Consider the following 25,738-nt stretch of genomic DNA (forward strand, 5'->3'; position numbering starts at 1 on the left):
GTCAGTCCTCTTCCTCGCGTTGCAGTTCAAACAGCAACAGCGAGCGTCCGGTGACCGAGTACTCATGACCGAACTCGAATCGCTCCTGGCCACGGATCGAGGGCTGGTTGGTATCGATCATGCACGTCCAGAAACTGCCTTCAGGCACTTCCGGCAAGGTGAAGTTGACGATGTCGTGATGGGCGTTGACCACCAGCAGCAACGTGGCGTCAGCCCCCTTGCGGCGGATCCCGGTTTCCTGGGCACGACCGTCGAGCAACATGCCCATGCAACGGTTCTGCGCGTCATGCCAGTGCTCGGTGGTCATTTCCGTGGCGTCCGGCGCAAGCCAGGTCACGTCCTTGACGCCGATGTCCTCGTTGTATTCACCGACCAGGAAACGCCCGCGTCGCAGGATCGGGTAGGCCAGGCGCAACTTGATCAGGCGTTTGACGAATTTCAGCAGTGCCTTGCCGTCCTCGCTCAGGTCCCAGTTGACCCAGCCGATCTCGCTGTCCTGGCAATAGGCATTGTTGTTGCCGTCCTGGGTGCGGGCGAATTCGTCACCGGCCACCAGCATCGGCGTGCCTTGGGACAGCAGCAGGGTGGCGAAGAAATTGCGCATCTGCCGGTGGCGCAGTGCGTTGATTTCCGGATCGTCGGTCGGGCCTTCAACGCCATGGTTCCAGGACAGGTTGTTGTTGCTGCCGTCCTGATTGTTTTCGTCGTTGGCCTCGTTGTGCTTGTCGTTGTAGGACACCAGATCGTTGAGGGTGAAACCGTCGTGAGCAGTGACGAAGTTGACCGACGAATAAGGCCGGCGACCGCGCTGGTTGAACATTTCCCCGGAGGCGGTCATGCGGCTGGCGAAGTCGGCGAGCTGGCCGTCGTCGCCTTTCCAGAAGGCGCGTACGGTGTCACGGAACTTGTCGTTCCACTCGACCCAGCCCGGCGGGAACTTGCCCACCTGATAGCCGCCGGGGCCACAGTCCCAGGGCTCGGCGATCATTTTCACCTGTCGCAGCACCGGATCCTGGCGGCAGGCCACAAGGAAGCTGTGGCGTTCGTCGAAACCGTCGTGATAACGACCAAGGATGGTCGCCAGGTCGAAGCGGAAGCCGTCGACGTGCATTTCACTGGCCCAGTAGCGCAGCGAGTCGGTGACCATCTGCAGCACGCACGGATGACTCAGGTCCAGCGTGTTGCCGGTGCCGGAATCGTTGATGTAGAAGCGCTTGTCGTCCGGCATCAGGCGATAGTACGAGGCGTTGTCGATCCCGCGCATCGACAGGGTCGGGCCTTGCTCGTTGCCCTCGGCGGTGTGGTTGTAGACCACGTCGAGAATCACTTCGAGATTGGCGTCGTGCAGGTGCGCGACCATCTCCTTGAATTCGGCAATCTTGCCGCTGGCCAGATAGCGCGGGTCCGGGGCGAAGAACGCGATGCTGTTGTAGCCCCAGTAATTGGTCATGCCCTTGTGCAGCAGGTGCTGGTCGTTGACGAAAGCGTGGATCGGCAACAGCTCGACACTCGACACGCCCAGCTTGCGGATGTGCTCAAGCACGTCGTCGACCATCAGCCCGGCAAAGGTGCCGCGCACATTTTCCGGCACCGAAGGGTGGCGCATGCTGATGCCGCGCACGTGGGTCTCGTAAATGATGGTCTTGTCCCACGGCACGCTGACGCGATGGTCGTGGCCCCAGGTGTGCGCCGGGTCGATGACCTTGCACTTGGGTACGAAGGGCGCACTGTCGCGCTCGTCGAAGCTGAGGTCGGCGTCCGGGTGGCCGATGGTGTAGCCGAACAGGGCTTCGGACCATTTCAGTTCGCCAACCAGCTGCTTGGCGTACGGGTCGATCAGCAGCTTGTTGTGATTGAAGCGATGGCCGTTGGCCGGGTCGTACGGACCGTAGACCCGGTAGCCATAGATCAGGCCCGGATGTGCATCGGGCAGGTAGCCATGGTAGATCTCGTCGGTGTATTCCGGCAGCTCGATGCGTTCGAGTTCCACTTCGCCGGCATCGTCGAAAATGCACAGTTCGACCCGGGTGGCGTTGGCGGAGAACAGCGCGAAGTTCACCCCCAGACCATCCCAGGTCGCACCGAGCGGGAAGGGCAGGCCTTCACGGATGCGCGAGGGTTCAGCGTGCGCGGCGGGCTCGGCTTTCTTTGGACGGGTCATAGGTGCTCCTGCAAAAAAATCGGGGGTGGGCATTTTTCGAGGACGAATAAGCCCTCGGTGGCGAGCGAACCCGCCACACGGTTATTCAACTCAATGGTTTTGGACGCGTCAGACCGCAGGCGGCTTGCGCGGCGCGCGGGGCTTTTTCTCGGCGGCTTTTTCGCCCGGGGGGATCACTTTGGCGGCGCCGGCAGGCTTGGCCTTGGCCGTCGTGGCCTTGGGTTTGGCAGCGGTTGCCTTGTCATCGACGGCTTTGCTGGCAGCGGTCTTGCCGGCGGTTTTACTGCCGGTGGCCTTTGGCGATTTCTTCGGCGCCAATGCCTCGGCCTCGGCCAGTTTGCGCGCCATCTCCCAGTGGCGGGCGTCCTGGCCCTCGGGTTTTCCTTCGGATTCCCAGATCTGATAGGCGAATTCGCGGATGCGTTTATCGTCGGTACTCATCGCAATGCTCCTGAACTGAACTCATGCTGCTAGACGTGTTGGATAAGCAGATTGACCGGGAAATCCCCCAGCGCGGCGCTGACCTGCAGCTCCCTGTTTTTTGTGACTGCGGTGCTCGAAAAAAGTCCCTTCAGATTTTCGTCAGAGGCGTCGAACGGTAAAACCACCCGTGTATCGCCCCAGCGCAGCGCGTCAACCCTCGGCACAGCACTGTTTTCCAGCAATGTTGCGCAACGGATCGGCACGATCACGATGACCCGTTGCTCCCCTAGCTCGCGGGCAAACGCGAGCACGTTGTGCGCCTGGCTGCCCAGCACCTCGAGGGCCTGGTACGAACCCTGGCGAAACAATTGGGCGTAGTCGGCGCGCAGGCGCAACACCTGGGCGATCAATGCTTGCTTGATGCGCCCGTCGCGCCAGTTCACCAACAGTTCCTGAACCGACCCATGTGCCTCCAGCGCCTGCTGCCTGGCGGCGTAGTCCACTGGCCGGCGGTTGTCCGGGTCCACCATGCTGAAGTCCCAGAACTCGTTGCCCTGATACAAATCCGGCACTCCCGGCACGGTCATGCGCAGCAAGGTTTGCGCCAGACCGTTGAGGGCGCCGGCCGCTGCGATGCTGTTGACGGTCTTGGCCAGTGCTCCGCGCAGCAGTTCACCTTCAGGAGCCAGCAGCAATTGTTCGGTGAACGCTTGAGCCGCGTTTTCGTATGCCTCGTTCGGCGCACTCCAGCTGCTTTGCAACTTGGCTTCGCGCAGGGCTTTCTGCTGCCACTGCCAGACACGTTTGGCGTAATCGGCGAAACCGGCCTGATCGTCGTCATGCAAGTCCAGCGGCCAACTGCCGAGCAGTGCCTGATAGAGGATCAGTTCGTCCGCCGATGACGGCACCTGATCGTCATCGCGCAGCGGCCGGGCGAGGGCACGCCACAACTCGATCTGTTCGGCGTACCAGTGGCTGCGTTCGCTGAGCACGGCCAAGCGCGCGCGGGTGTCTTCGCCACGTTTGTGGTCGTGGGTGGCGGTGGCCAGCAGGTTGTCGGGAAAACTTTCCAGTCGTTGCAGGTTCACCGCGTGAAAGTCGCTGACCGGCGCGCTGAACTGCTCGGTGTTGTAACCGACGTCATTGCGCGACAGCAGCACCGCCGAGCGATACAGCGCAGTGTCTTCCACCGCTTTGGCGGCGGCCGGTGAAGTGAGCTGCTGAAAGCGCACGCAGGCATGGCGCAGGATTTTGCGCGAGCGGCCTCGGGGTTTGCGCCGCCACGGCTGACCGCCGAGCCAACCGGCTACGCAGTCGAGCACGGGCCAGTCGCTTTCGTTCAGCGTTTGCCGCGCACCGTGCATGGCCTGCTGGAAAAACACCTCGTCCCGTGCCGAGCGCCCCATCGCAGTGATGTAGGTGCGATAGACCGGGAAGTGCACGATCAGCGCCTGCAGCGCCCGGCGGATCGAGCCGAGCGTGAGGTCGCGGGTCATCAGGTCATCGCGGGCCACTTGCAGCAGGGCCTGGGCGACGCTTTCGCAGTCGCTGGCCAGCGAGCCGTTGAGGATCTGCTGGCGCGCCAGTTGCGCTTCTTCGATGAACGCGGCGGGTCGCTCGGTACGGCGTTGCCACAAGTCGCCGAGCACATGTTCACCGTCCGGGTCGTGCTGCAGCAGCGACAGCTGGTTCATGAATTCGTAACCGGTGCTGCCGTCCACGGCCCAGTCGGTGGGCAGGGTTTCGCCGTCACCGAGAATTTTCTCGACGTAGATCGGCAAGTGCCGGCCCGGTGCCAGGTGGTCAAGCCGCCGGCGCAGTTTGCGGCAGTAACCACGCGGGTCGGCGAGGCCGTCGATGTGGTCGATGCGCAGCCCGTCGATCAAGCCCTCGCCGATCAATTGGAAAATCTTGCCGTGGGTGGCCTCGAACACTGCCGGGCGCTCGACCCGCAAACCTCCGAGTTCGTTGATGTCGAAGAAGCGCCGCCAGTTGATGTCATCTGCCGCCGTGCGCCAGCTCGCCAGGCGATAGCTTTGCCGTTCGAGCAATTGGTGCAGGCGCTGAAAGCCTTCTTCGGTCTTCGAATCGTAGTGCGTCAGGTTGCGTTCAATGGCCCGCAGGACGTGCGGGTCGCTGGCCAGTCGCTGGAGTTGTTCCTTGAGCGGGAGGGCCAGCGAACGCGCGTCGGTCTGATAGCTGAGCGCACTGAACCGGTCGGCGAGGGCCTTCAGCGCTTCGTTCGGGGTGTCATCGGACTTGAGCAGTTCGCCGTAATCGCCGGGGCAGATCGGGAAGTGATGCTCGTAATGCTCGACGTGAAAGGTGCCGCTCTCGGCGTTGAACACCAGCGGCAAGGTCGCGTCCTGCAATGCGACGCCGTAGTCACTGCCGAGAAACGGCAGCAGCAACTGGCCTTCCATCAATGGGTCGGGCGAGTGCCATTGAATGTCGAAGAACTCGCCGTAGGGGCTCAGCCGGCCCCATTCCAGCAGGTCGAGCCACCACGGGTTGTCGCCGCCACCGACCGCCATGTGATTGGAAACGATGTCGAGGATCAACCCCATACCGTGCTCGCGCAGGCTGGCGACCAGGCGACGCAAGGCTGGCTCGCCGCCGAGTTCCGGATTGACCCGGGTCGGATCGACCACATCGTAGCCATGCATTGAACCGGCGCGAGCGGCCAGCAGCGGCGAGGCATAAATGTGGCTGATGCCGAGACGGGCGAAGTACGGCACCAGCGGCACCGCCTGATCAAGGGTGAAACCTCGGTGAAATTGCAGGCGAACCGTGGCCCGCAGGGTCTGGATAGGCAATGCACTCATCGGTCACGCTCGGCGGCCTGAAGACGGGCGCACGCCAACAGTTCCAGGCGCCTTGCGGCATCGACACCGTCAAGCAGCGCCTCGCTGGTGGCCGGCAGGCGGCGCGACCAGTTCGGGTGGGTGTCGATGGTGCCGGGCAGGTTCGCCTGTTCGTCGAGACCCAGCGCATCTTCCAGCGGCAGCAGCACCAGCGGCGCACGGGTGTGGCCGAGGAAGCGGACAGCGGCGTCGACTACCTGATCGGCCTCGTGGGATTCCTCGCGAAAGTTCTGCGGGTCCTGGCTCAAGGCACTGCGCAGGCCTTCACGCTCGCGTTCGCGGTACCGGCGCCAGTCGATTTCGCCGTTGGCATCGATCAGCCCGAGCCGGGCATTCCAGTCGATGTCGCGGCCGTGCCACCAGCCGTTGAGGGTCGGCAGATCGTGGGTGCTGGTGGTGGCCAGAGCGTTGTCCGGCCAGTCGAGGATCGGCTTGAAACAGGTGTTGTCCTGCTCGAACAACAGCACGCGCATGCCGAGCATGGCCCGTGCGATCAGTTTTTCCCGCAGGCCATCGGGCACAGTGCCGAGGTCTTCACCGAGCACGATGGCTTGATGACGATGGGATTCGAGGGTCAGCAGCCTTAACAAGTCGTCCACCGGGTAATACAGGTATGCACCGTCTGCCGGAGCGCAACCGTTGGGGATGACCCATAACCGTTGCAGGCCCATGACATGGTCGATGCGCAGACCGCCGGCGTGGGCGAAGTTGGCGCGCAACATGTCGATGAACGCGCGAAAGCCGTTACGCACCAGACCTTCCGGGGAAAACGCGGAGATGCCCCAGCCCTGTCCGGAGCGGTTGAGAATGTCCGGTGGCGCGCCGACGGTCAGCGAGGCGAGCAGTTCGTCCTGAAAACTCCAGGCCTGACTGCCGGCGCCATCGGCACCCACGGCCAGGTCGGCGATCAGGCCGATACCCATGCCGGCGCTGCGGGCGGCGCTCTGGGCACGTTCCAGGCAGCGGTGGATCAACCATTGGCAGAACGCGAAGTAACGGATGCGTTCGGCGTATTCCTCGGCAAACGCGCCGAGGGCGGCGCCGCGTGGATCGTGCCAGTGCTCCGGCCATTCACGCCAGTCGAGGCTTTCGCCTCGGGCCGCGCGCATTTCCTGGATGGCTTCAAAGCGACAGTGATTCTCCAGCGCTTCGCCCCCGGCATCGCGGAAACTGGAAAAGTCGGCATGCAGCGGGTGGTCACCGCTGATGAATCCGTCATACAAGGCTTGCAGCAGTTTCAGCTTGGCCTCGGCAGCCTTGGGCCAGTCGATCAACTTCAGGTCTTCCAGTTGCTTGAACTGATCGGTCAGCCCGGCGGCGTCAATCGCATCACGCAGCGCACGATCACCAAGGATCGCCCCCGGTGCGGCGTACAGCGGATTGAGAAACAGCCGACTGGACGGTGAGTAAGGGCTGTAACGCCCGGTGTCGGCGCTGAACATCGCGTGCAGCGGGCTGATTGCCAGGGCATCGGCGCCGCGTTCGCCGGCCACCCGCGCCAGTTCTTCCAGGGCCTGGGTGTCGCCGAAACCGCCGTCGCCGGCGCGGCGCAGGCCGTAAAGCTGCACGCTCAGGCCCCACGCGCGGGGGATCGGGCTGTCCACCGCGTCACCCACGCTGAAGCAGCGCTCCGGTGCCACGGCCAGGGTGAATTGCTGGCCGGCGATGTGCACTTGCTGGTAGCCGACCGGAATCTCGCCGGGCAACACAGCCTCGGCATCCAGCTGAAGGCTCATACGCGAGCCATCCTCAAGGTGAATCTCGCAAGGGGTCTCGGGTTCGAAATAGCGGGCCAGATCCACGCCCCTGCCAACGTCGGCGGTGAGCAGCGGAGGCAAGTGACGATTTTCCTGAACTTGTTGCAGTTCGAGCAGGCTGGCGTCGATTTCCTGGGTCGTTGCGGCCGGGTGGCCAAGACCGATCAGCACATTGCGCAGTACGGCCGGGGCGACTTTTTGCGCTCGCCCGTTGGCGTCAATCCAGTCGACGGCGAGGCCGGCTCGGCTGGCAAGAATTTCCAGTTGCGCATCGCTCATAGGCGCTCTCCATCCAGGGGTGGCAAAGGGGTTGCGGCCGTGAGGCTGACGAGCGCGCAATACGGGGGCAGGTGCCCCTCATCCGACAGGCCGGCAGTCGATGGCTGACGAAACAGCCACACCGATTCGGCCTGTGGAAGGTTGACCACTGGCGTATCGCTGAGGTTCAGGTCGATTCGCAGCTCGCTGCCATCGCCCAGTCGCCAGCGCGCACTGACGGCGCCGTGGCCCAGTACCTGTGCGCCAAGGGCTTGAGTGCCAGACAGGTTTGGAATGATGTATTGATGGCGCAATTGCAGGAGCTGGCGATACAGGGCCAGTGTCTCCCGTTGCCGAGGCGTGCCGTTCCCCATCAGGCGCGGTTGTGAGGCGTGGAAGGTTTGCGCAGCGTTCGGGTCGGGAATCTGCTCGCGTTTGTGGGGATCGGTGAATGCACTGAACGCCGCAAACTCGTTGCGCCGACCTTCGCGCACCCGCTTCGCCAGTTCGTCATGGTGGCTGGTGAAAAACAGGAACGGTTGTTCGGCGGCGTATTCGTCGCCCATGAACATCAATGGAATCATCGGTGACAGCAACAGCAGTGCTGTCGCGGCCTCTACCGCGCGCGGATCGGCCAGTTGATGCAAGCGCTCGCCAAAGGCGCGATTGCCGATCTGGTCATGATTCTGCAGGAACAGCACGAACGCGGTGGACGGCAGGTGCTCACTCGGCTCGCCACGGGGGGCGCCGTGGCGGGTGATATGACCCTGAAACACGAAACCCTGGCTCAGGCAGCGGGCCAGTTGCTCGGTAGGTTGCAGCGCATAGTCCGCGTAATAGGCATCCGTTTCGCCGGTCAGCAACACGTGCAGGGCGTTGTGGCCGTCGTCGTTCCACTGCGCGTCGTAGTTTTCCTCGAGCAGGCTTGACTGGTTGAGTTCGTTCTCGATGGTCAGCCATACATGACGGGACGGGTCGAGCTGCTGACGAATACGCTGCGCCAGTTCCGGCAGGAAGTCGGGGCTTTCAATGGCATGCACTGCATCCAGGCGCAAGCCGTCAAAACGGTATTCCAGTAGCCACATCAATGCGTTTTCGACGAAGAAGTCCCGCACTTCCCGACGGCGAAAATCGATGGCCGCGCCCCATGGGGTGTGCTTGTCTTCGCGAAAAAAGCCTTTGGCGTAGCGATGCAGGTAATTGCCGTCGGGGCCGAAGTGGTTGTAGACCACGTCGAGGATCACCGCCAGGCCATAACCGTGGGCGCTGTCGATCAAATGTTTGAGTTGTTCAGGTGTGCCATAACTGGCTTGTGGCGCGTAGTGCAGCACGCCGTCGTAGCCCCAGTTGCGTTCGCCGGGGAATTGCGCGATCGGCATCAGTTCGATGGCGGTGATGCCCAGCCCGGCCAGACGTGCCAGATGCTGTTCGACCTCGGCAAAGCCGCCGAGGGCGCCCACATGCAGTTCATAGATGACGGCTTGATTCCATGGCCGGCCTTGCCACGTGGTGTTGCGCCAGCAATAGAGGTGCGGATCGACCACCACGCTGTAGCGGTCAAGATCACCGTCCTGCGCCCTGGAGGCCGGGTCGGGCACCTCCAGTTCGCCATCGATGTTGAAACGGTAGCGACTGCCGGCAGGGCAGCGGGTCTTGATGACAAACCAGCCATCGCCCTGTGGCAGCATGGGCAGCGACTGGCCGTTGTCCAGCTCGACGCTGACGTAAAAAGCGTCCGGCGCCCACAGCGCGAATTGCGTGTGGTCGGCATCCAGCAGGATCGCGCCGTGGGGCCAGCTTTCAGGTGTCCGTGACGGCATCGTTGAAAACCTCCCTGGTTATTTGTGGTGCGTTTTACCCAGCGACTTGGCCACCAATTGTTCGTAGAGTTCGGCGTAGGGTTCGACCGCCTTGCACCAGTTGAACGGCGCGGCCATCGCCCGGCAACGCATGGCGTTGAGCAGTTCGGGAAAGGCAAATACCTTGAACGCTCGGCTCAGGGCTTCGCGGTAGCTGTCGGCGGTGGACTCGTTGAAGAGGAAACCGGTGACGCCGTTTTCAATGGTGTCGGCCAGCCCGCCGGTGTTGCGCGCTACCGGTAGCGAACCGAAACGCTGGGCGTACATCTGGCTCAGACCGCAGGGTTCATAGCGCGACGGCATCAGCAGGAAATCGCTGCCGGCGAACATGCGCCGGGCGTCGGTTTCGTTGAAGCCGATGCGCACGCCGATCTGGCCGGGGAAGCGCAGCGCCAGTTCGCGCATGGCTTGTTCTTCTTCCGGTTCGCCGCGACCGATGATCGCGATCTGGCCACCGTTCTGGACGATGTATTCCGACACCGCTTCGGTCAGGTCCAGGCCTTTTTGATAAACAAGGCGCGAGACGACCGCAAACAGAGGTCCTTCGGAGTCGTTCAGGCCGAACAGTTCGCGAACGTGGGCGGCATTGATGGCTTTGCCTTCCCAGTCGCCGATGGCGAAAGGCGCGAACAGATGCGGATCGGTAGCGGCGTCCCAGCTTTCATCGATGCCGTTGGGGATGCCGCTGAGCAAGCCTTGCTGGGTCTTGGCGGCGAGAAAGCCGTCGAGACCGCAGCCGAAATCCGGGGTGGTGATTTCCTGCGCGTAGGTGGCGCTGACCGTGGTGATGTGGCTCGAATAGGCCATGCCGGCCTTGAGGAACGACATCTTGCCGTAGAACTCCATGCCTTCCTGTTGCAGGGCATGGGCGGGAATCCCGAGTTCCGGGCATGAGCCGAGGCTGGTCACGCCTTGGTAGGCCAGGTTGTGAATGGTGAACAGGGTCGGCGTACGCTGACCGCGCCAGTGCATATAGGCAGGTGCCAGCCCGGCCGGCCAATCGTGGGCGTGCACCAGATCCGGGCACCAGTGGATTTGCGCCAGGTTGGCGGCGATATCGGCGGCAGCCAGCCCCAGACGGGCGAAGCGGATGTGGTTGTCCGGCCAGTCGCGGCCGTTGTTGGCGCCATAGGGGCCACCTTCACGGGCGTAGAGCTCAGGGCAGATCAACACATAAATGACCAGACCATCGGGCATGTCCATGCGCCCGATCTTGCAGGGCGGCAGCGCGGCGTGGCCACCCAGTTCGCCGATGATGTGGATCGGATTTTCGCTGTTCATGACTTGCGGATAACCGGGGATCAATACCCGGACGTCGTGCAGATGCGCCATGGCGCGGGGCAGGGCGGCCGAAACGTCTCCCAGACCACCGGTCTTCACCAGATCGGCGATTTCCGAGGTCACGAACAGCACTTTCTTCTTGTTGGGGTTCTGACTGGCCACTGGCGTCAGCGTCTTGGTGCCGGGAACGCTGATCGATCGGCTGCCGGGAACGCTGACGGTGCTCGATTCACCCATCGGCTGATGAGCCCGTTCTCCCTGAATTTCCAATGCCGCACTGATCATATGAATCTCCCGTCTTTTTGATCTGATTCTTGTCTTGAACAAGCGATGTCCATGGCCAGGTCCTGTGGCCGGGCGCAAACGCGCCACGCATCGGTGAGCAAACGCTACCCAACACGTGCAAGCAGAATGGGTGAGGGGGCCATTGCAAGACTTGAACCAGTCGCTTTGGCCCTGCCTATCAGATGACCCGTGGCGATCAGCAAAAGTTTCGACAAAATTTCCGCTTTGTGACCGGCCGGTTTTACCCCGCGAACATCAGTCTAGGCCAGATCCTAGAGCGGGCCAGGGCTGGCGGACGAATTGTTCGACAATCTATTGCAGGCTCGCGAAAACCGTGACGTGGGGACGGGGTACGCCCCGACGAAGTGCATGTCTGGCGGTGTCGATGATGCAAAATGGTGACCGCTCGGTCACGATTTCGGGCGCCGGAAGCGTGCGAGCGCACTGTTGCGGTGCGGACACAGGTGTTGGCAGGCGCACAGCGGGTGCTGCTTCGCGGGCAGGGATTGCCCGCGAAGGCGAGGAGGCTCAGTTGAGCAGGCGGACGGGTTCGCCGGCTGACCAGGCTTGTATGTCTTCGATCATCTGCGAAAAGAACAACGCATAGTTCTGGCGGCTGACATACCCGATATGGGGCGTGGCCAGCACATTGTCGAGGGTGCGAAACGGGTGCAGCGCCGGCAAGGGTTCCTGATCGAACACGTCGAGGGCCGCACCGCCGATGCGCTGTTTCTGCAAGGCCTTGATCAGCGCCGCTTCGTCGACAATCGGCCCACGGGCCGTGTTGACCAGCAGGGCAGTCGGCTTCATCCAGTCCAGCGCCTGGGCATCGACCAGCCCCCGGCTGCGGTCGCTGAGCACCAGGTGCACCGACAGCACGTCAGCCTGTTCGAACAATTGTTGTTTGCCGACATAGGTGACGCCGGCCTGTTCCGCGCGCTCGGCAGTAAGGTTTTCGCTCCACGCGATCACTCGCATGCCGAACACCTGACCGAATTGCGCCACCCGCTGGCCGATACTGCCGAGTCCGAGAATGCCCAGGGTCTTGCCGTGCAGGTCGCCGCCCAGCCCTTGCTGCCATTGGCCGGCGCGCAGGGCGTTGGCTTCGTTGACCAGATTGCGGGTGGCCGCCATGATCAGCGCCCAGGTCAGTTCCGGTGCCGCGTGTTTATAGCTGTCGGTCCCGCAGACCTTGATCCCGAGGCGGGCAGCGGCCGGCATGTCCAGCGCTGCGTTGCGCATGCCGCCGGTGACCAGCAGCTTCAGATTCGGCAAGCGCTTGAGCAGGTCTTCATCGAAGCGCGTGCGTTCACGCATTACGCAGATCACTTCGTATCGGCCCAGACGCTCGGCCAGCGTGGCGTTGTCTGCCGGGTAGTCATGGACAAAGGTCACTTCGCCGAGACTGCCCAGCACCGACCAGTCGACCACGTCGCGGGCCACGTCCTGCCAGTCATCGATCACCGCAATCTGCACCGCCATCAGCGTTACCTCTTCAACGAACGGGATTGGTTTTGTCCAGCCAGCCCAGCAGTGCTTCGTGGAATTTAGCCGGTTCTTCCATCTGCGGGGCGTGGCCCATGCCGGGGAATTCCACCAGCGTGGATTGTGGAATCAGCTTCGCCACCTGCTTGCCCAGCACTTCGTAATGACCGATTTTCGCCTTCACTTGCGGCGGCGCGATGTCCTTGCCGATGGCGGTGGTGTCGGAGGTGCCGATCAGCAACAAGGTCGGCATCTTCAGGTCCTTGAACTCGTAGTACACCGGCTGGGTGAAGATCATGTCGTAGATCAGCGCCGAGTTCCATGCGACCTGAGTCTTGCCCGGACCGTTGTTCAGGCCGGCGAGCATGTCCACCCAGCGGTCGAATTCGGGTTTCCAGCGGCCGTCGTAATAGGTCGTGCGTTCATAATCGCGAATGCTCTGGGCGGTGACTTTCAGTTCACGCTGATACCACTGATCGACGCTGCGATACGGCACGCCGAGGGCTTTCCAGTCTTCCAGACCGATCGGGTTGACCAGCGCCAGTTGCTCGACCTGATCCGGGTATTGCAGGGCGTAACGGGTGGCGAGCATGCCGCCGGTGGAGTGGCCGAGCAGGGTGGCTTTCTGGATGCCCAGCGCCTTGAGCAGTTGTTGGGTGTTGGCCGCCAGTTGCTGGAACGTGTACTGGTAATGATCCGGTTTGCTGGAGGTACAGAAACCGATCTGATCCGGGGCGACCACCCGGTAGCCGGCTTCGCTCAGGGCCTTGATCGAACTGTCCCAGGTCGCGCCGCAGAAATTCTTGCCGTGCATCAGCACCACGGTGCGTCCGTTGGCCTTGCCGTGGGCGGCGACGTCCATGTAGCCCATCTGCAGGGACTTGCCCTGGGACTGAAAGGCAAAATGCTTGAGGGTGTAGGGATACTCGAAACCCTGCAATTCCGGGCCGTATTGCGGGCCTTCGGCGTGAGCGAGCAGGGGCAGGGCGGCGGTCAGCACCAGGCCGGGCAGCCAGCGGGTCAGCGAAACAGACATGGGACAACTCCACAAGAAATCGGCCGATGCTGGAGCGGCCGGATTAGGGCGACGTTAAACACAGGCAATGCCCGGGCCCGATCGTTCAACCGAGCCAGCCGAGGGTGAGCATCGCCAGCACCCCATAGCGAGCGCCTTTGGCGAGGGTGACGATCAGCAGAAATCGTCCGAGGGGTTCGCGCATGACCCCGGCGATCAGCGTCAGCGGATCACCAATGACCGGCAACCAGCTGAACAGCAACGACCAGTGACCGTAACGCTGATAGTGAACGCGGGCGCGCTCCATATGCTTGGGGCTGACCGGAAACCAGCGGCGGTCCTGAAACCGTTCCAGCCCGCGCCCCAGCCACCAGTTCACCAGCGAACCGAGGACATTGCCCAGCGTGGCCACGGCCAACAGCCCCCAAAGCCAGTAGCGATCACTGACCAGCAGCCCGACCAGCACGGCTTCCGACTGCAGCGGCAACAGCGTGGCCGCGCCAAACGCGGCCAGGAACAGCCCGAAATAACCCGCCGTCATCAATGGGCCGGGTAATCCGCCACTACCACATCGGCGCCGTCCTTCTTCAGGCCGATCACTTGATAGGCATCGCTCCTACCGTCCATTTCCATGCCCGGCGAGCCCATCGGCATGCCCGGTGCGGCAACGCCCAGCAGATCGTCACGCTTGCTCAGGGCCAGCACCTGTTCCGCCGGAACATGGCCCTCGACGAATTTGCCGTTGATGATCGCGGTGTGACAGGACGCCAGACGCGGCGGCACGCCGTGCTGCTGCTTGAAGCTGCTCATGTCGCTTTCGACATGGTCTTCGACCTTGAAGCCATTGGCTTCCAGATGGCTGATCCATTTTTTGCAACAGCCGCAGTTGGCGTCGCGATGGACTTCGATCGGGATAAGGTCGGCGGCTTGTGCCAAGGAGGAGATGAACAGGGCGCTCAGGGCGGCCAGACGCAGATGGTTTCGCATGGAGGGCTCTCGGCTCAGAGGAGGAACGGTCAAAAAGGAAGGCATTTTGACCGGTTTTTCCCGCCTGGCATCAACGGAGTGTTTCCAAGTGATACGAGGCAGGCCTGCCAACATGATCGTAGATCAAAGCTGACAGGCCACTGAGCGCCAGATGACAAAACGGTCAGCGAACCTTGAAGCGGCCCATGATCGCGCTCACTCGGCTGTTGGCTTCGAGCAGCTGGCGGGTATTGAGTTCACTGGCCTGGCCGCTTTCCACCAGCTCATCGACCATGTGGCGGATCTGCACCATGCTGCGGTTGATCTCTTCGGTGACTGCGCTCTGCTGTTCGGCGGCGGTGGCGATCTGGGTGCTGAGGCTGTTGATGTGGCTGACCGCACCGGCCATTTCGTCCAGCCCGCTGTTGACCCGGGTGGTGGCATCGGCGGCCGACTGGCAACTGGCCTGAGTGTTTTCCATGGCGCTGACCGACGAGCTCACGCCCTGGGTCAGGCGGGTCAACATTTCGTTGATTTCCGAGGTGCTGGCCTGGGTGCGGGCGGCGAGGGCACGCACTTCGTCCGCCACCACCGCAAATCCTCGACCCTGTTCACCGGCGCGCGCCGCCTCGATGGCCGCGTTGAGCGCCAGCAGGTTGGTCTGGCCGGCAATGGCGCCGATCACGCCGAGGATTTCGGTGATGCGCTGGGCATCCTGCTGCATGCTTTCGACCTTATGGGTGGCGCTGGCCACTTCGTCGATCAACGCCACCACGCTGCCGGACGCTTCACCGACCACAATGCGGGAGCGGTCGGCGTTTTCGTTGGCGCGCTGGGTGAAGGCGGCGGTTTCGGCAGCGTTCTGCGCGACGCTTTCGGCGGTCGAGCTCATTTCGTTGATCGCGGTCACGGTCTGGTCGGTTTCCGAGGCGTGGCGCAGCAGAATCTGGCTGGTGTGCGCCGAGGTGCGCTGCAGGTTGTCGAGGCTCGAGGCCATGGCGCCGGTGGCCTGGGTGACTTCGCCGATCATGTTCTGCAGATAGGCGATGAAGGTGTTGACCGAATGGCCGATGGCGCCGAGTTCGTCTTCAGCGCGAATGGTGATGCGCCGGGTCAGGTCGGCATCGCCGCTGGACAGCGAATCGATGTTGGCTTTCAGCGCTTTCATGCGCGAAACCAGTTGGCGAATCGCGTAGACCTGCAACAGCACCAGCAGGATCACCAGCGGAATCTGCAACAGGCTCAGGCTGCTGAGCACATCGTCACGTTGGGCAGTGAGCATTTTGGTCGGCAGGGCAGTGGCGAGGAACCACGGGGTGCCTTCGATCGGGCGCATGAAAAAAGTGCTGGCTTCACCGTGATTGTCGAATTCGACGCGCTGCGCCTGCTCGCGGTTTTGCAGCCCGGCCTTGACCTGGCTGGCGAAGGTCGAGCCGCCGGCCAGTTCGCTGATGTTCTTCAACACGATCGGCCCGCTGATGCGCGAGCTGTTGCTGATGATCTTGCCGTCGGCCTCGACGATCAGCATTTCGGCGTTGAGGTCTTTTTCCTTGCGCGCCACCAGATCGTTGAAGAAGCCCAGGGTCACGTCGATGGTCGAGACGCCCCAGGCGCTGCCGTTTTTCTGGATGGCCATGGCGCAGTTGGTGCGCGGCTCGGCACTGGCGTCATCTTTATAGGCAGCGGCCCAGGCACATTGGCCGCGTGGGGTCTGCATGCCGCCCTTGTACCAGCTCTGGTCGTAATAGTTGGGCGCCGCGTCGCTGTTCCAGAACGTGTTCACTGCCAGTTTGCCGGAGGCATCACGGTGCCAGAACGTACTGAACTTGTTGCGTCCGGCCTCACGCTGGCCGGGCAACGGCCAGATACCGCCGCCGAATACTTTGAGCTCACCGTATTGATCCACCAGCCCCGGCAATACGGTGTCGATGGCCGCGCTGTCGAGCAGCGGGATGGTCTGGGTGATGCTGCGCTGTTGCGCCTGGACCTTGTTCAATTCGCCCTGGATCTGTTCGGCCACTTCAGCGATACGGTTGAGCACCACCTGTTCTTCGGTATGGCGCAACTTGGGCGCGACCAACTGGCTGATGCCAACCACGGTCAGCACCGACAGCAACAGAATGAACAGAACCAGAAACAATGTGTAGCGAGCCTGAATGGTGCGGAATGCGGGCATGGAAACCGGTCCTTGAGCAGGGATTCTTATTGTGGGCAGGGAAAAAACAGCGCGGGCTTCCTAGCGTATCGTCGCGAGTTCGGGAAGCTTTAGGTACTTTCGTCCTAAAAGCCGCGATCCCGACCGATGGAACGTATCCGGCCCGTTACGTGAGAACTAACTGTGCCGAACATTAGAGCAATAAACCCACTTTCATCGCATTGTCATGAGCGCTCTAACCCTGCATTTACGGGGCTGTTACCGGTTTGTATCGTGAATGTACAAAAATTGTAAAAAAGTGCAGAAAGAAGTTGGTGCCATTAGTTTGCCGGCCGATACTCCGGGCAACTCAAAAGTCATCCAACAAGGAATTTTTCATGTTTTCCTCGCAAGGAGCCTGCTCATGACTATCGGCTATACCGGTGCCTGGCAACCCAAGGCGGGTTTGCTGGTTCGAGATACAGGAAGCTCGAGCAAACCGGTTTCTCAAAGCGTGAAGGTCAAGCAAATGCTGGCCCTGGTCGGCAACGACCCGACCGCGATCAGCACAGCGGAGATGGACAAGCAGGGTCTGCACAAGAACATCAAGGGCTTCGATCCAACCAATGTTTCGGCCAAGCAATTGGGCAGCCTCAGTGCAATGCTGCGCAGTCGGGGCCTGATTTCCGAGATCACGTCCATGACCTTGCTCAACGCCGGCGACAAGTTTGATCGCTTCGGCATTCAGAAGGATCCGGATGCCAAGTTCAATGCGCTGGAGTATTTCGCGACGCAACTGGATACCATCCAGACCAATAATCTCAAGGGCAACAAGTACGCCAATACGTTGATCCCCGAGTACAAGAAAGCCATCTATGTGCTGCAGAACCTGCAGACCTACGGTCAGGGTGGAGAGCGCAAGCCTCCGACCGACAAAGGTGTCAGCGCCAAGGCTTGATGAGGCAGGCCCGCCCCGGTAACGGAGCGGGCCTCATCGTTCATGGAGCCTTGGGTTCCCGACGCCGCATGTCCTCCTGCAGACGTTGCATCCGCGGACAGTCCAATGTCAGCGTTCTTGGCTGGAATCCGCGATGAAACAGCGCCAGCCATCCCGAGCCTTTTTCATCGGGTGCCAGTCCGGTGAATGTGAAATCCAGGGTCGACAACTGGCACCAGGCGCTGTCGAAACCCTGCGCCAGTCTGAGCCTGATCGAAATCAGCCAATGGTCCGGCAACTGCTGCAGTTGCTTGAGCAATCCGTCGTCAAGCGATTCCAATACGCCGTCATAGCGTCCCCAGCGCTGATCCAGTTGTATGGGGTCGCCGATCCAGGGCGATGCGTTGTCCCGTGTCCCGAACATGTCGACCATCTGCTGCATGAATTCGTGGCAGCCATCCGGCCATGCGAGTCTTGGCAACGGGCGCTGATAGCCGTCGATCCGGACATAACCGAGCACCAACGATTCCGGTACCGGTTCACCAAAGGGTGAAGGAGCATGATCGGGCAGCAACCCGGTGCTGTGAAAACCCAGGCGGGCAGCCATCTGTTGCGTGTAGGGATGATGGGTCATCTGTTTGATCGTCACGCCATGGCATCCAAACGCCTGGGCATGAATCAACAATTGTCGGCCCAGCCGAGTGGCAATGTTCTGGCGACGACTCTCTGGGTCCACGACGCTCAACGCGAGTTCGGCGATGCGCGATCCTTTATCGCGAACCAATGCAGCGTGTCCCAGTACCTGATCCCCCGACACCGCCACCAATGAATGCCAGCGCCCGCCGACATGGTTCTGGGTGATCATGCGCGGCAGATAAACATGCGGCTGAGCGTATTGGTCGCCGTAGACCTTTTTGAACAGTTGGCTGACGGAACGGGCATCGCTGTCGCGGTAACTGCGCAGGATCAGCGGTTCCATCAATCGTCCTCCCGGTGCAGACCGTTGTAGACACGCAGATCGATTACACGCTGTTGTTTGCCTGATCGTGGATGGCGTGCCAGTGACTCAATCGTGCAGCGGCGGATCTGCAATTCGAGCAAATGCCCGGTGCTCAACTCTTCGATCAATGGATAGGCTTCGATCAACGCTCGGTGCAGTAACCGGTCTGCCTGTTCGCCCATCGACGACAGGGTATCGGGTACCCAGAGCAGGCGAAGGATATCCTTCGTGCCGTTCTGTTCGATCACCAGTTGCCAGTCTTCACTGCCGGTAATCCGCTGTACGGTCTGGCCGATGGCCTGGGGCAGCAGGGTCAGTACCCCGACGCGAACCCGCTGACTGTCGGCACAGCGTCCCATCAACGCGAATTTGCGCCGGGGAACGTTACCGGGCTCTCGCCAACAAGCGCGATCGCCGACCGGATAGCGAATCAACGGCATCAACCGACGGTTCATGTTGGTCACCACCAGCCGGCCCACCTGGTTGCACCCGTCAATCACCGCTCCGGTTTCCTCGTCGAGAATCTCCAGCACGCTATGGTTGTCAGCCGCACGATGTTCACCCAGGTCGCAGTCACGTTGACTGGCGCCGATGAAACCGGCGTCGACGCTGGCATAACCCAGAGAAGCAATGCGTGCTCCGGGAAAGACCTGGCTCAGTCGTCGCAGTTGTGCCGGGAACAGACTTTCTCCGGCGTAGAGCAGGGTGGTCACGCCCTCGAGTACCCGGCCGTGCTGCTCAAGCCAGGCAGCTAAGGACAGCAAATGGGCGGGCAGACCGGCCAGCACATTGATCCGGTGCCGGGCGATGGCATCGGCGAGGATGCGCGAGTCGACATGCCCGGTGAACGGAAATTCGACGATATCCATTTCCACATGTGCCAGGGCATCGTGGGTGAAGATGAAACTGGCGTAGAGGTCGCCAGCAAAAAACAGATTGGCGATACGATCGCCTGCGCTCAACTGGCTGCTTGAACTGCGGCCGAAATCCTCCACCAGCGCTTGCCATTCCTCGCGTTGAAAAACCGAAAATTTGCCGGCGCTGGTGGTGCCTCCCGTCTTGAATACCAGTGCGTTTTCCAGAGAGCCGGTCAGTGCAGGCCAGTGGTCCAGATCCTGGCTGCCTTCCCAGTAGGCAGCGGGATCGATCACCGGCAATTGAGCCAGCGAAGTGACGTGTTCGGGCACATCGGCGAAGTGGCCTGCATAAAAGCTTGAATGGCGACGTGCAAACGCCACGAGCTCGTTCAACTCAATCCTTGTGTTCATGGTGCATTCCTTGCAAATCAGAGAGCGTGACTCACGTTACGGTTGTCGATGACCTGCGGCGTCTTCCCGCTGTGTTTGTTTCGGGCGAACTGATCGATCGCACAGCGTTCGGCGTCCACCGTCAGCAGTCCCGTGCGGATGAGGGTCGCCAGTGTCGGGTAGTCCTGCAGGCGGTCATGTACGTCGCGGGCAGGCAGGGAACTGCGAAACCGCATCCGCTCCAGCCCGTCGGGTGCATGCTCCAGGACCAGCTGGAATTCGACTTGCAGATGCCGAGCCAGTGTTTCCAGACAAATGAAGTCCGTGCCGATGCGCAGCAGCCGGCCGTGACGCTGCAGCAACTCGAAGCGTGGAGCAGGCAGCCCGCATGCACAGCGGCCGGGTATCCAGCGGCCGCTGTCGCCAAGGTCATATCGCTGAACGTCCTGACCTTGCCGTTCTATCGAGGTGAAAACCAGACGCCCGATTTCATCGCCGGTCACCGGCCGGTCGGCTTCGAACCCGACGATTTCCAGGTGTTGGATATCGCTCATCAAGTGGAATACGCCGTCAGATGTTGCCGGGCAGGCATGGCCGAGCGGGCCGGCATCGACGCTGCCGTAAATGGCCGAACGGATCAGCCTGACGCCGCAGCGGTGCATCAAAGCACGGCTCTGTTCGCCGGGATGCTCACCGCCGAGAAAGACCTTTTCGATGCCGCCATAGGCACGCAATCGGGCTTGTTCGTTGATAAACAGTCGGTGCAGGGTGCTCGGCATGCCGACCAGCGTGGTGACACGTTGATCGATGATCAAACGGGCGATTTCGCGGTAATCGTCATCGGCGGGTGCGCCCATCGGTAGATGAGTGACACCCAGCAGCTCCAGCACTTTGGAAAAACTGAAGAAACCGCCATACAGGCCGCCACTGAAGAACAGGTTCATCACCCGGTCCCGGGCCGGGTCGAGGCCTGCCGCAAACAGCCCATCGGCGGCGGCACGCATTTGCCGATCAAAATCGCGGTAACTGAAACCCGACAACGCCGGAACGCCGCTGCTGCCCCCGGAGCGGAAGTACAGGCGGGCCGCCGGATTGATTGGGCGGGTGACAAACGTTTCCTTGTTCATGATCGGACGACCTGCGATGCAGGGCGGGGCCGGTAGCGGATCAAGCGTGGCACAGATGGACAGCGTCGCAACCGGCAGGCTGACCGACACTCGCCGACTCAGGCGCTGCAAGGCATAGACACCGTCGTGGGGTTCGCCTTCGTAACCTTCGTGAATCGATACTGCGGGGGCGATGCGCGTGACGCCCGCCGAGATCAACGTTTGTGACAGTTCGGCTGTCTCGTGTTCGGTGCAGATCAGGGCGCAGCTTTGCAGCACATTCCGCCAGGGCAACAGCGTGCGGATGATTTGTGCGCGGGGCAGCGGTTTGAGCAGCACCGTGCGAAACAGCGGCGAGGGGCCGAGTTGTCGGTCGTGCGCCCAGATCACCCGCCAGCCCGGTGCCTCCCAGATCTGGCCGGTGGTACCGACAAAGCTGTGAGCCAGCTGTGCCATCGCCTTCACGGTGGTGATTTGCGAAGCCTCCTGAATGGAGGGCGTCAGGGGCGGCCAGTGGTGGGCCCGACGGTCGAACGCCTCTGCCAGGGCCTTGCCGATACTGCGCAGAACCTCCTTGTCATCGCTGTCCACCAGCAGCCATTGCGGGCTTGAGCAGGCCTGTTGGTCGAGACGACAGACTTCGTCGACCACCGCGTCCAGCGCCTCTGGCGAGCGAGCGTCGGGTGTCAGGTAAGCGAAGCTGATCCGATGACCCCAGTCGATCCAGCGGCATCCGGCCGGCAGTTGTTGGCGGATGGCTTGCAGGGCCGCTTCACCGCCCCAGGCCGAGACACCGTTGGCCGATTGGCACAGTTGGCCGATCTGCGCGGTCGTTGTCGGGATGACCGCAACGTGGCCGGCGATTTGACCGGTGCTGTCGCACTGCGCCAGTGCATGCAGCAATCGGGCTGTCAGCCCATCGTCACTGCTGCTGGGACGCAGCCAGTTGACGTTGCCGGCCAGCAGGCTTTCGATGATCGCGCAGAATGCCAACAGGGGCGCATTGCCTGGCGTGATGTGCACCACCAGGCCCAGCGGGCTCCAGCGTTCGAAGCGTGATTGGCGGTAGTCGATGCGGCGCAAGGTATCCGGTTGTTCACCCAGCTCACGTGCCAGCTTGCGTTTCAGCGCCTCAGGCTGGCAAAACTGGATCAGGGACTGCCGGTGGTCGGGATCCAGGGGCAGATCGAGAGCCGGATCGTGCAGTCGTGTGGCGAAAGCGGCCACCGCATCGATGACTGTCGTGTGCCTGAGTGCCTTACCCAGGCGTTGTGGCAGGTCCAGGTTCAATTGATCCAGTGCGTCGGCGAGCCGGCAGTCGGCATGCAGCTGTCCGTTGATCAGGTACATGTCAGTGCCTCCCCAGCAATTCGGCGGCGGCCATGGCGCAGCTTCTGCCGGCCGTGGTCGCGGCGCGGCCGTGCAGTTCGAACCAGTCCGCGGACAGACCGCAGCCACAGGTGGCGCCCGGATGCAGGGTGGCCAGATCGCTCATGACGACCGCATGGGCCGGACTCGATGAAATGTAGGGCGAGACGAAACTCAGCAAGCCCTGACGGCCATACGGCAGAACCGTGAAGTCGGATGGATTGCGCACGAACACCTTCGAATAGACGGGAACATGGAAATGATGATGAGCACATTCAAGGTAAGGCACCGGATGCTCGACCGCGCCGTAACCGTCACGGCAGCGGGTGACCTGAAGGCCCAGTTGTTGGTGCATGCGCTCGTACAGTCGCTGACGGGGAATCTCCTGCGCGGCATGGGTTTTCCAGCCACCCCCGAAGAGTGCCAGCGAATCCGTGGCCAGTTGCAGATCAGCGACCCGGGTGGCTCGCATGCGCTCCAGGGCCTGCCAGAGAAAGGCAGGAAAGCCGAGAATCCGTACGGGCAAGCCTTCTTCGGCGAAGGATTGCAGCGCTGCAATGACGCCGAAACTGTCGAACTCATGGCCGCGTCCTGTATGGCGCAGCGCGTAGGCGACTCGGTTGACGGGGGCGAACCGGCACAGGAACTGGTCGGTGAAGGAGGTTCCCAGGCTGATCGCGCCCTCGGGCTCATAGCTCAAAAGCAAGTAGTTGCAGGGCGTGTGTGGAGTGCTCCAGCCATAATGGTGAAAGATGCGTTCGACCATGTACTGGGCCGCCCCCAGGCTGCGCTGGTCGTAACGCATGCGGCTTTTCTGACCGCTGGTGCCTGAGGATGTCAGTTCCAGCGCGTGGGTGCCGGTGGGGCTGAGCAATGGTTGCTGCTTGAAAAAACTGGCGAATATGGGCGGCAGACGCGACCAGTCGTCGAGGTTGGCCAGGTCGTCCAAGGTCAGCCCGTTGGCGTTCAGCCAGTGCTCGTAGCCCGGGGTGTGCAGGCTGTGGAAACGGCTGATCTCGGCCATGGCCTGGTCGAACAGCCCGCCCGGCACGGAATCCGGGCAATAGGGTTGCGTCAACGCGCAGAGCGTATCGCTGTGGGGGAATTGGAACATCAGACGTCCTTATCGTTATGTTGACCGGTCGGCCTTGGCGCAGCAGGCAGAAACCGGTTGAGCAGAGGCAGGCACAGCAGACCGCCGAGTGCGGCCAGCAGCGCAAAGAACTCGAGGCGAAGACCGCCGCCGAAAGCGGCAATCAGCGATCCACCGGCCCCCATCACGGCGATCGAAATCATGCCGATCGCGGCCGAAACCAGCCCTTTGCTGTCATCGCTGCAAAACAGCGCCAGCCGATACAGGGCCGCGTTGCTCATGCCCAGGCCTACGGCGTACAGCGCGAGGCCGGCAACCAGCGCGATGAGCGGCAGGCTGGTCATGGCGACTGCCACCAGGGTCAGCAGCCCCAGGCAATACGGCCACAGTGCCAGGCGAATCAATTGCGGCAATTCACGGGTGGGCAGCAATCGGTCGAGTATCAGATTGCCGAGAATGACCGCCGAGAACACCGGAATCTGCCACAGGGCATATTCTCGCGTTGTCAGCCCCAGTGACTGGACCAGCAACAGCGGTGCAAGACCGATCCAGGCGATCAGCGGCAGGCTCATCAGGCCAAGTGCAACGCAGGTCCCGAGAAAGTTTCTGTTGCGCGACAACGCAAGGTATCGAGCACCGATCTGGCGAAGGGAAAAGGTTACAGGCGCTTGTTGCGTGCCATCACGACGGATCACGCCGATGGTTTCGGGCATGCAGGCGTACAGTCCGGTCCATGCAAGCAGCGCAACCATGGCCAGGCCGAGAAACAGTTCGCGCCAGCTGAGCCATTCCAGCAACAGGCTGCCCAGCAGGGGGCCGATCAGCGGCGAAAGCAGTGCAACATTGCCGAGCAGTGCCATCAGGCGCACGGCATCGGCTTCGCAGAACACTTCCGAAAGCGCGGGATAGCTGACAGCCACCACAAAGCCAAGTCCCATGCCTTGCAGCAGCCGTAATGCGTTGAAAGTTTCAATGCCGGGTGCGAGCACTGTCGCTGCGCACGTTGCACTGAACAATGCGCAACCTGCCAGCAACAATCGGCGTCTGCCGAACCGGTCGGACAGAGGCCCGATCAACCATTGCAGGCACGCGCCGCCGATCAGGTAAAGATTGAACGCGTTGGGGATATGACGGGCATCGGCTTCAAGATCCCGAGTGACGGTCAGCATCGCTGGCATGACCATGTCGCTGGCCATGTAGGTCAGCCATTCGAACAGCATGATGGCGAGGCAGAAACCGAGCGCCTGCCGGGGCGAGAGATTGATGAGAGTTCTTTGCATACGCTTCCACGAGATTCGAGAGAGAGTGCAAAGGGTAGGGGCGGGGTAGGACTGTTCCTACGTCATTGCTGTGACGCTCTATGACGAGGGTTTACGTGATGTTACGTAGGTCGGGATGCCTACACGCCAGGGCGAATTGCCTGACAAGATAGTGGATAGAGTCCTAAGAAAAATGCCCACATTCCTGTGGGCATTTCGGCTGTCACTAAATCAGTTGTTGCATTTGAATGAAGGGACGCTGGCATCCTTGCCGTGGCATGACTTAACGATGGTAGTCGCCCGGACCTTGCGGCGCGTAGTGGCGATGATCGCCATGCCAGCCGCCGTGGGGAAAGATGATGCAGCCGCTCAGGGTGAGCAGTGCAAGGACAGGAATCAGCCAGGTGATTCGACGCAGCATTTCGAAAATCCTCATGGTTAAAGCCGCCTGAAGCCAAAGCTCTTGATCGGCTGTAACATGAGACCCCGATTGCGGCGAAGCATCCCCGTGAAAGGGTATGCGCATGGCATCAACGCCGATACAAACCCGATACATTCCAACGGTTCAGGAACCTGTAATGACCCAGAAGCAACGCTTGAAATATTCGATTCTGATCGCCGTCGCCGTACTGCTGATCATGCTCGGCCTGTCCTGGCTGCAAAACGCCGGCGAGCTCAGCGAGCAAACGTTCCAGTACATCGCCATCGGTGTGGCAGTGGTGGTCGTGGTGATCAACGGCGTGATGCGCCGCAAGGTCAAGCCCTGACGGCGTCTGCCGCGCCCCTCAATCGTGGTTGAGCACGGCGGCGGCCTGGGGATGGAGGCTATAGCTCTTGTCGTCGTTGTACGTGATCACGCCTTCGGCGCACAGGCGCTTGAGTACTTCGCGCACGCTGAGGAAGGACAAGGGAATGTCCAGATCCAGCAGTTGGCTATGCACGCCACGCACCCCCAGACGACGGTCGTCCTCGGCGGCAACCAGCAGGGTATCGATGACTTTGAGGCGAATCAGGCTGGTGCGCAGCCCGAAGCTCTTGAGCAGCAAACGGATGCGTTCATTGCCGTGACGCTCGACCCGCTGCCCGAATACGTCGGCGTGTGAACCCATGGGCGCTCCTTTGGGGGTCTGGCTACCGTCCGATGGTAGTAGTGGGTTGTACATGCGATTTCTCCTTTCAGAGCCTGATCAGGAAAGGTTTTTCGTGCTCTCTCTAAACAAGACGTTTCAGCCCGACAAAT

Annotated in this window: 20 protein-coding genes; 2 read left to right on the plus strand and 18 right to left on the minus strand. The window is 61.6% G+C overall.

All coding sequences use genetic code 11. From position 1 onward, the window contains the following. Window position 1: 1 nt before the first annotated feature. The 11 genes from glgX to ACKJSM_RS20795 form a co-directional block, all read right to left on the minus strand. Window positions 2-2,161 (minus strand): glycogen debranching protein GlgX, encoded by a 2,160-nt coding sequence (gene glgX / locus ACKJSM_RS20745; RefSeq protein WP_410238686.1) that lies wholly within the window; start codon window positions 2,159-2,161, stop codon window positions 2-4. 108 nt (window positions 2,162-2,269) lie between these two features. Beyond that, window positions 2,270-2,602 (minus strand): DUF2934 domain-containing protein, encoded by a 333-nt coding sequence (locus ACKJSM_RS20750; RefSeq protein WP_236178458.1) that lies wholly within the window; start codon window positions 2,600-2,602, stop codon window positions 2,270-2,272. Between the two features lie 29 nt (window positions 2,603-2,631). Then, window positions 2,632-5,409, minus strand: a complete 2,778-nt coding sequence (locus ACKJSM_RS20755) for a malto-oligosyltrehalose synthase (protein ID WP_236178459.1) — start codon at window positions 5,407-5,409, stop codon at window positions 2,632-2,634. After that, entirely contained in the window at window positions 5,406-7,484 is a 2,079-nt protein-coding gene (gene malQ, locus ACKJSM_RS20760) for a 4-alpha-glucanotransferase (protein ID WP_236178460.1), read from the minus strand. The genes ACKJSM_RS20755 and malQ overlap by 4 nt, the downstream gene beginning before the upstream one ends. Further along, window positions 7,481-9,283 carry a malto-oligosyltrehalose trehalohydrolase gene (gene treZ, locus ACKJSM_RS20765; RefSeq protein ID WP_410238687.1) on the minus strand — a complete coding sequence of 601 codons (1,803 nt, stop codon included), beginning with the start codon at window positions 9,281-9,283 and terminating at the stop codon, window positions 7,481-7,483. Before treZ ends, malQ begins: the two co-directional genes overlap by 4 nt. Window positions 9,284-9,301: 18 nt before the next feature. Beyond that, the gene (gene glgA, locus ACKJSM_RS20770) at window positions 9,302-10,888 is read right to left on the minus strand and encodes a glycogen synthase GlgA (protein ID WP_410238688.1); all 1,587 of its coding nucleotides are present in this window, start codon (window positions 10,886-10,888) and stop codon (window positions 9,302-9,304) included. Between the two features lie 528 nt (window positions 10,889-11,416). Further along, complete coding sequence (locus tag ACKJSM_RS20775) at window positions 11,417-12,370, minus strand: D-2-hydroxyacid dehydrogenase family protein (RefSeq protein ID WP_236178463.1); 954 nt, start codon at window positions 12,368-12,370, stop codon at window positions 11,417-11,419. A 13-nt stretch (window positions 12,371-12,383) separates the two neighbouring features. After that, window positions 12,384-13,409 carry an alpha/beta fold hydrolase gene (locus ACKJSM_RS20780; RefSeq protein ID WP_236178464.1) on the minus strand — a complete coding sequence of 342 codons (1,026 nt, stop codon included), beginning with the start codon at window positions 13,407-13,409 and terminating at the stop codon, window positions 12,384-12,386. Between the two features lie 85 nt (window positions 13,410-13,494). Next, entirely contained in the window at window positions 13,495-13,929 is a 435-nt protein-coding gene (locus ACKJSM_RS20785) for a YqaA family protein (RefSeq protein WP_236178465.1), read from the minus strand. Continuing rightward, on the minus strand, window positions 13,929-14,375 hold the full coding sequence (locus ACKJSM_RS20790) for a DUF411 domain-containing protein (RefSeq protein WP_236178466.1): 447 nt from the start codon (window positions 14,373-14,375) through the stop codon (window positions 13,929-13,931). The genes ACKJSM_RS20785 and ACKJSM_RS20790 overlap by 1 nt, the downstream gene beginning before the upstream one ends. A 163-nt stretch (window positions 14,376-14,538) precedes the next feature. After that, on the minus strand, window positions 14,539-16,530 hold the full coding sequence (locus ACKJSM_RS20795; RefSeq protein WP_085696421.1) for a methyl-accepting chemotaxis protein: 1,992 nt from the start codon (window positions 16,528-16,530) through the stop codon (window positions 14,539-14,541). A 382-nt stretch (window positions 16,531-16,912) separates the two neighbouring features. Here ACKJSM_RS20795 and ACKJSM_RS20800 point away from each other — a divergent pair, with 382 nt between their 5' ends. Then, complete coding sequence (locus tag ACKJSM_RS20800; RefSeq protein WP_236178467.1) at window positions 16,913-17,446, plus strand: hypothetical protein; 534 nt, start codon at window positions 16,913-16,915, stop codon at window positions 17,444-17,446. Window positions 17,447-17,486: 40 nt separating this feature from the next. Here ACKJSM_RS20800 and ACKJSM_RS20805 read toward each other — a convergent pair whose 3' ends face one another. From ACKJSM_RS20805 to ACKJSM_RS20830, 6 genes are all read right to left on the minus strand, one after another. Then, window positions 17,487-18,404 (minus strand): GNAT family N-acetyltransferase, encoded by a 918-nt coding sequence (locus ACKJSM_RS20805; protein ID WP_410238690.1) that lies wholly within the window; start codon window positions 18,402-18,404, stop codon window positions 17,487-17,489. Beyond that, on the minus strand, window positions 18,404-19,693 hold the full coding sequence (locus tag ACKJSM_RS20810; protein WP_410238691.1) for a phenylacetate--CoA ligase family protein: 1,290 nt from the start codon (window positions 19,691-19,693) through the stop codon (window positions 18,404-18,406). The genes ACKJSM_RS20805 and ACKJSM_RS20810 overlap by 1 nt, the downstream gene beginning before the upstream one ends. A gap of 17 nt (window positions 19,694-19,710) precedes the next feature. Continuing rightward, on the minus strand, window positions 19,711-22,128 hold the full coding sequence (locus ACKJSM_RS20815; protein WP_410238692.1) for an aldehyde dehydrogenase family protein: 2,418 nt from the start codon (window positions 22,126-22,128) through the stop codon (window positions 19,711-19,713). A gap of 1 nt (window position 22,129) precedes the next feature. Further along, entirely contained in the window at window positions 22,130-23,260 is a 1,131-nt protein-coding gene (locus tag ACKJSM_RS20820) for an acyl-protein synthase (protein ID WP_410238693.1), read from the minus strand. Continuing rightward, window positions 23,260-24,519: an MFS transporter gene (locus ACKJSM_RS20825; protein WP_410238694.1), complete on the minus strand. Its 1,260-nt coding sequence runs from the start codon at window positions 24,517-24,519 to the stop codon at window positions 23,260-23,262. Before ACKJSM_RS20825 ends, ACKJSM_RS20820 begins: the two co-directional genes overlap by 1 nt. 262 nt (window positions 24,520-24,781) lie before the next feature. Further along, window positions 24,782-24,919 (minus strand): hypothetical protein, encoded by a 138-nt coding sequence (locus ACKJSM_RS20830; RefSeq protein WP_236178473.1) that lies wholly within the window; start codon window positions 24,917-24,919, stop codon window positions 24,782-24,784. A gap of 157 nt (window positions 24,920-25,076) precedes the next feature. Between ACKJSM_RS20830 and ACKJSM_RS20835 the strand changes: the two genes are divergently transcribed. Continuing rightward, window positions 25,077-25,265: a hypothetical protein gene (locus ACKJSM_RS20835; RefSeq protein WP_410238696.1), complete on the plus strand. Its 189-nt coding sequence runs from the start codon at window positions 25,077-25,079 to the stop codon at window positions 25,263-25,265. Between the two features lie 18 nt (window positions 25,266-25,283). Here ACKJSM_RS20835 and ACKJSM_RS20840 read toward each other — a convergent pair whose 3' ends face one another. Beyond that, window positions 25,284-25,661 (minus strand): fe2+ zn2+ uptake regulation protein, encoded by a 378-nt coding sequence (locus ACKJSM_RS20840; protein WP_236178475.1) that lies wholly within the window; start codon window positions 25,659-25,661, stop codon window positions 25,284-25,286. Window positions 25,662-25,738 lie beyond the last annotated feature (77 nt).

Source organism: Pseudomonas sp. PHC1, assembly GCF_046487845.1.
GTDB classification, from domain to species: domain Bacteria; phylum Pseudomonadota; class Gammaproteobacteria; order Pseudomonadales; family Pseudomonadaceae; genus Aquipseudomonas; species Aquipseudomonas sputi.

Bases quoted from the DNA above. Each gene is read 5' to 3' on its own strand.
- ACKJSM_RS20795 (WP_085696421.1), bottom strand. From the start codon at position 16,530: ATGCCCGCATTCCGCACCATTCAGGCTCGCTACACATTGTTTCTGGTT.
- treZ (WP_410238687.1), bottom strand. From the start codon at position 9,283: ATGCCGTCACGGACACCTGAAAGCTGGCCCCACGGCGCGATCCTGCTG.
- ACKJSM_RS20755 (WP_236178459.1), bottom strand. From the start codon at position 5,409: ATGAGTGCATTGCCTATCCAGACCCTGCGGGCCACGGTTCGCCTGCAA.
- ACKJSM_RS20790 (WP_236178466.1), bottom strand. From the start codon at position 14,375: ATGCGAAACCATCTGCGTCTGGCCGCCCTGAGCGCCCTGTTCATCTCC.
- ACKJSM_RS20830 (WP_236178473.1), bottom strand. From the start codon at position 24,919: ATGCTGCGTCGAATCACCTGGCTGATTCCTGTCCTTGCACTGCTCACC.
- malQ (WP_236178460.1), bottom strand. From the start codon at position 7,484: ATGAGCGATGCGCAACTGGAAATTCTTGCCAGCCGAGCCGGCCTCGCC.
- glgA (WP_410238688.1), bottom strand. From the start codon at position 10,888: ATGATCAGTGCGGCATTGGAAATTCAGGGAGAACGGGCTCATCAGCCG.
- ACKJSM_RS20750 (WP_236178458.1), bottom strand. From the start codon at position 2,602: ATGAGTACCGACGATAAACGCATCCGCGAATTCGCCTATCAGATCTGG.
- glgX (WP_410238686.1), bottom strand. From the start codon at position 2,161: ATGACCCGTCCAAAGAAAGCCGAGCCCGCCGCGCACGCTGAACCCTCG.
- ACKJSM_RS20825 (WP_410238694.1), bottom strand. From the start codon at position 24,519: ATGCAAAGAACTCTCATCAATCTCTCGCCCCGGCAGGCGCTCGGTTTC.
- ACKJSM_RS20805 (WP_410238690.1), bottom strand. From the start codon at position 18,404: ATGGAACCGCTGATCCTGCGCAGTTACCGCGACAGCGATGCCCGTTCC.
- ACKJSM_RS20780 (WP_236178464.1), bottom strand. From the start codon at position 13,409: ATGTCTGTTTCGCTGACCCGCTGGCTGCCCGGCCTGGTGCTGACCGCC.
- ACKJSM_RS20835 (WP_410238696.1), top strand. From the start codon at position 25,077: ATGACCCAGAAGCAACGCTTGAAATATTCGATTCTGATCGCCGTCGCC.
- ACKJSM_RS20820 (WP_410238693.1), bottom strand. From the start codon at position 23,260: ATGTTCCAATTCCCCCACAGCGATACGCTCTGCGCGTTGACGCAACCC.
- ACKJSM_RS20800 (WP_236178467.1), top strand. From the start codon at position 16,913: ATGACTATCGGCTATACCGGTGCCTGGCAACCCAAGGCGGGTTTGCTG.
- ACKJSM_RS20810 (WP_410238691.1), bottom strand. From the start codon at position 19,693: ATGAACACAAGGATTGAGTTGAACGAGCTCGTGGCGTTTGCACGTCGC.
- ACKJSM_RS20785 (WP_236178465.1), bottom strand. From the start codon at position 13,929: ATGACGGCGGGTTATTTCGGGCTGTTCCTGGCCGCGTTTGGCGCGGCC.
- ACKJSM_RS20775 (WP_236178463.1), bottom strand. From the start codon at position 12,370: ATGGCGGTGCAGATTGCGGTGATCGATGACTGGCAGGACGTGGCCCGC.
- ACKJSM_RS20840 (WP_236178475.1), bottom strand. From the start codon at position 25,661: ATGTACAACCCACTACTACCATCGGACGGTAGCCAGACCCCCAAAGGA.
- ACKJSM_RS20815 (WP_410238692.1), bottom strand. From the start codon at position 22,128: ATGTACCTGATCAACGGACAGCTGCATGCCGACTGCCGGCTCGCCGAC.